This is a genomic window from Neisseria sp. P0021.S007, from assembly GCF_051956855.1.
Map to the genome: position 1 here is coordinate 1 of NZ_JBQCXA010000013.1, position 3,146 is coordinate 3,146.

At 44.9% G+C, this 3,146-nt stretch carries 4 protein-coding genes; all 4 read right to left on the minus strand.

What is annotated here, in order from left to right:
• Nucleotides 1-486 (minus strand): DUF6531 domain-containing protein (locus ACTHUR_RS10515; RefSeq protein ID WP_440398551.1); only part of this gene is annotated, 486 nt, incomplete at its 3' end.
• Complete coding sequence (locus tag ACTHUR_RS10520) at nt 441-656, minus strand: hypothetical protein (RefSeq protein WP_079453697.1); 216 nt, start codon at nt 654-656, stop codon at nt 441-443. The genes ACTHUR_RS10520 and ACTHUR_RS10515, both read right to left, overlap by 46 nt.
• Nucleotides 657-710: 54 nt before the next feature.
• Nucleotides 711-1,478 carry a hypothetical protein gene (locus ACTHUR_RS10525; protein WP_070625102.1) on the minus strand — a complete coding sequence of 256 codons (768 nt, stop codon included), beginning with the start codon at nt 1,476-1,478 and terminating at the stop codon, nt 711-713.
• Between the two features lie 17 nt (nt 1,479-1,495).
• Nucleotides 1,496-3,146: RHS repeat-associated core domain-containing protein (locus ACTHUR_RS10530; protein WP_440361299.1), on the minus strand; the 1,651-nt coding region annotated here is incomplete at its 5' end.

Genomic DNA, 3,146 nt, shown 5'->3' on the forward strand with positions numbered 1-3,146 from the left:
GCCTTCGCCGTCGGTATGGGTGGTCAAACGACCTGCAGCATCGTAGCCGAAGGTCTCTTTGCTGCCGTCTGGATAGAGGGCGAGGGTGAGGTTTTGATTGGCGTCGTAGTGGTATTCGGTGTGCTGTCCCAGCGCATCGGTAATACGCACCAGCTGTCCTTCAGGGGTGTAGGCCAGTTTGGTTTCGTAACCGGAGCAGTCGGTAATCCGGTCGGGCTGATGGTTTTCGTTATAGTGGTAGGCGGTACTGCTGCCGTTCGGATCGGTTACCGACAGCAACAGACCGTTGCCGGCATATTCGAAACGGGTGATGTGTTTCAGCGGGTCGATATAGGCCAATCCGGCCGCATCGCGGATAATGCGTTGGCAGCCAGGTACGCTCCAACCCTCGCCGAGCCAGCCGGTACCGTCTTGGTCGGAATAATAGCTGCGGCTCCATACTAGAGGCAAAATGCCTTCAAAGGCAAAGTCGGTTTCACCCTCCAAAACTTCAAACCGTGTATCGGATTCACCGGCCGACCGGCACCCACTGCACCCTTACAGGACAGACAGGTTTTAGGGGGAAGTCTTTTGCTGAACTTGCCGTTCATATGGAACATATCGCCGGTGCGCACGATATAGCGTTTGCGGATTTTAACCGAGGAAGAATGGCGCATCGGCCAGGCCGGTTTGGTGGCGGTACGGGAAAGTATGCCCTTGCGGCCCGGAAGTTATAAATAAAGTTGGATAATACTTGTTATTTTTTTTTGTGTTTCAACACTAATTTCCTGGTTAAAATTTTGGATTAATTTAAGAAAATCAATAATTAAGTTGATTTGATTAGTGTTAAATATCGTACTTTGGTCTCTTAGGGCAATATATAAAAAGTCAACAACGTAACCATATAAATAGAATTTAGATAAATTAGAAAAAATATATTTTAAACAGCAAGGAGTAAAATATAATATAGCCTTATTAGTAAAGGCTTGCCACTCTAGTGATTCAAGTATTGAGAGAAAATCATCATATGTTATCTCAATCCAAGTTTTAGTAGATAGTTGCATTATAGAAAATATATAAAAGTTATCACTATCATCAAAACTTATGATGTTATTTTTATCAACTTTAAAAATTGGGAAAGTAGGCTTAATTTTTTCTTCTAGACAATTTCGTTCTTGTATATATTTTACCTCCATAAGAAATTTTTCAAATTCATAATTCACTCCTAAATCTTTGATAAACTTAGAAATATATTCTAAAAAATCATAAATTATATTAATTTCATTTTTGGTTAAAGATTGTAGTAAATTAAATAGTTCACTTACTTCTCCTTGGGATATGTTAGAATAATAGCTAAATAATTCTATGAAATAATCATTATCTATACTAGGATTTTCTATTGAGTTTAGTAAAAGTGTATTTAAATGTAAAGCATTTTCATTTTTTTGTTTATCTGACATTTGATTTTTAATTAACAAAATTAGATTGTTTTTTTTCATGTCTTACTTTCTATATTTTAAGGTATGGCAGCATTTGCAGGAATTGTTCCCCATAAAGGAGGGAGTAAAGAAGGCAAAAACCGAACAATTCGATAAACTATATATGCAGCTCCAGCACCAGCAACAACTTTTGCTCCTGTTTCTACAGTAGACCTCGGAACAGCAGGATTTTTCCACTGTTTAGGCTGAGGAACTGGTTTTGTCGCCCACTTCCACGCCCCAGAAGGGGGACTTCCACAACCTGAATCGTTCCACTCCTGCAAACGGTCTCTAAGGCTTTTCTGTTGATTCTTGATTTCCTGTTCATGTGTTTTCCACGACTGGGTACCAGGACCATTGCGACCATTAATTTGTTCATTGAACCTATGGCGCAAACCATGAGTGCCACCATTGTTACATTTCCGTTTATCTCTATTAATTAATCTATCAATATCTTGCCCAATCTCTTCGCATGATCGTTTTGACTTTCCTTTTAGACCTAATGGATCAAGCCAACGAGATATATTGAAGGCAAACATATAAAAATTACTACCTCCAAACAACCCAATCGGATCCTGATTCACAAACCGACCCGCATCAGGCTCGTAATACCTGAAGAAGTTGTAATGCAGCCCCGTCTCACGGTCGCAATACTGGTTCTGCAGGCGGAAGGGTTGGTGAGCAGTTCCGGATATGTTGGTTTCACTCTTCAGTTTGCCCCAGCCGGTATAGTTGCCAAACCACAAGAGGTTGCCGTCTTCATCGGTCATCTCTCTCGGAATGCCGATTTGGTCGCAGTGGAAGTAGTGGGTTTGTTGGCGGCTTTCGCCTTCTTCGTTGGTCCAGTTATGTACCTGTGCCAAGGGTTCGTAGCTATCGGGATCGGTATAGATATAGGTATATCTGCCGTCCGGGTGGACTTCCTGCAAGAGGTGGCTGCCGTCCCAAACGAATCCGGTTTCCTCTTCGAGGTCGTCTGAAACTTCCTGACTGGTTTTCAGACGACCTTTGCCTATCCTTCTGCCCAAGGCGTCGTAGCTGTAGGCCCAAGTCTCTTTCGTGCCGTCTTTTTTGAAGATTTCTACTTTAACCAGTTGGTCATGCAGGTCGTAGAAATAGTTCTGCACTTCGCCGTCGGCCAGTTCGCGGTGGATCAGGTTGCCGAGCTCGTCGTAGTAATAGCTGCTGCCGTTGTAGGTTTTCAGGCGGTTGTCGGGGACGGTAGGGCTGTTGTTGTCGGACAGGATATTGTGCGCGGGGTCGAAGGCGAACAGTTCGCTGCCGGCTTTGGTAATCCGGCCCAGTTTGTCGTATTCAAACCGGGTCGTGCCCGTCCGTTGGTCGGTACTGTGGATCAGGTTGCCGGTACGGTCATAGCCGTAGCTGCGTTTGACGGCATAAGCCGATGTTACTGCATTTTTCGCTGTCTCGGTCTGCGTCAGATCGTTGAGTGCGGCAATTTGCCTTTTCAGACGGCCTAAGGGATCGAGTTCGTAACGGCTGGCGAGTTTACCCTGTGTGCGGTAGATTTCGCGGTGCAGCTTATCGCGTTCGATGTCGGAGATGACTTCGTCGTCGAGGCTGATTTGGTGCAGGTGGCCGCTGCCGTAATACAGGTAGTTGATCTGTCTGCCGTCGGGCAGGACGGTGGCGGTACGGTTGCCGTTGAAGTCGTAGTGGTAGCGGATG

Bases quoted from the DNA above. Each gene is read 5' to 3' on its own strand.
- ACTHUR_RS10520 (WP_079453697.1), bottom strand. From the start codon at position 656: ATGCGCCATTCTTCCTCGGTTAAAATCCGCAAACGCTATATCGTGCGC.
- ACTHUR_RS10525 (WP_070625102.1), bottom strand. From the start codon at position 1,478: ATGAAAAAAAACAATCTAATTTTGTTAATTAAAAATCAAATGTCAGAT.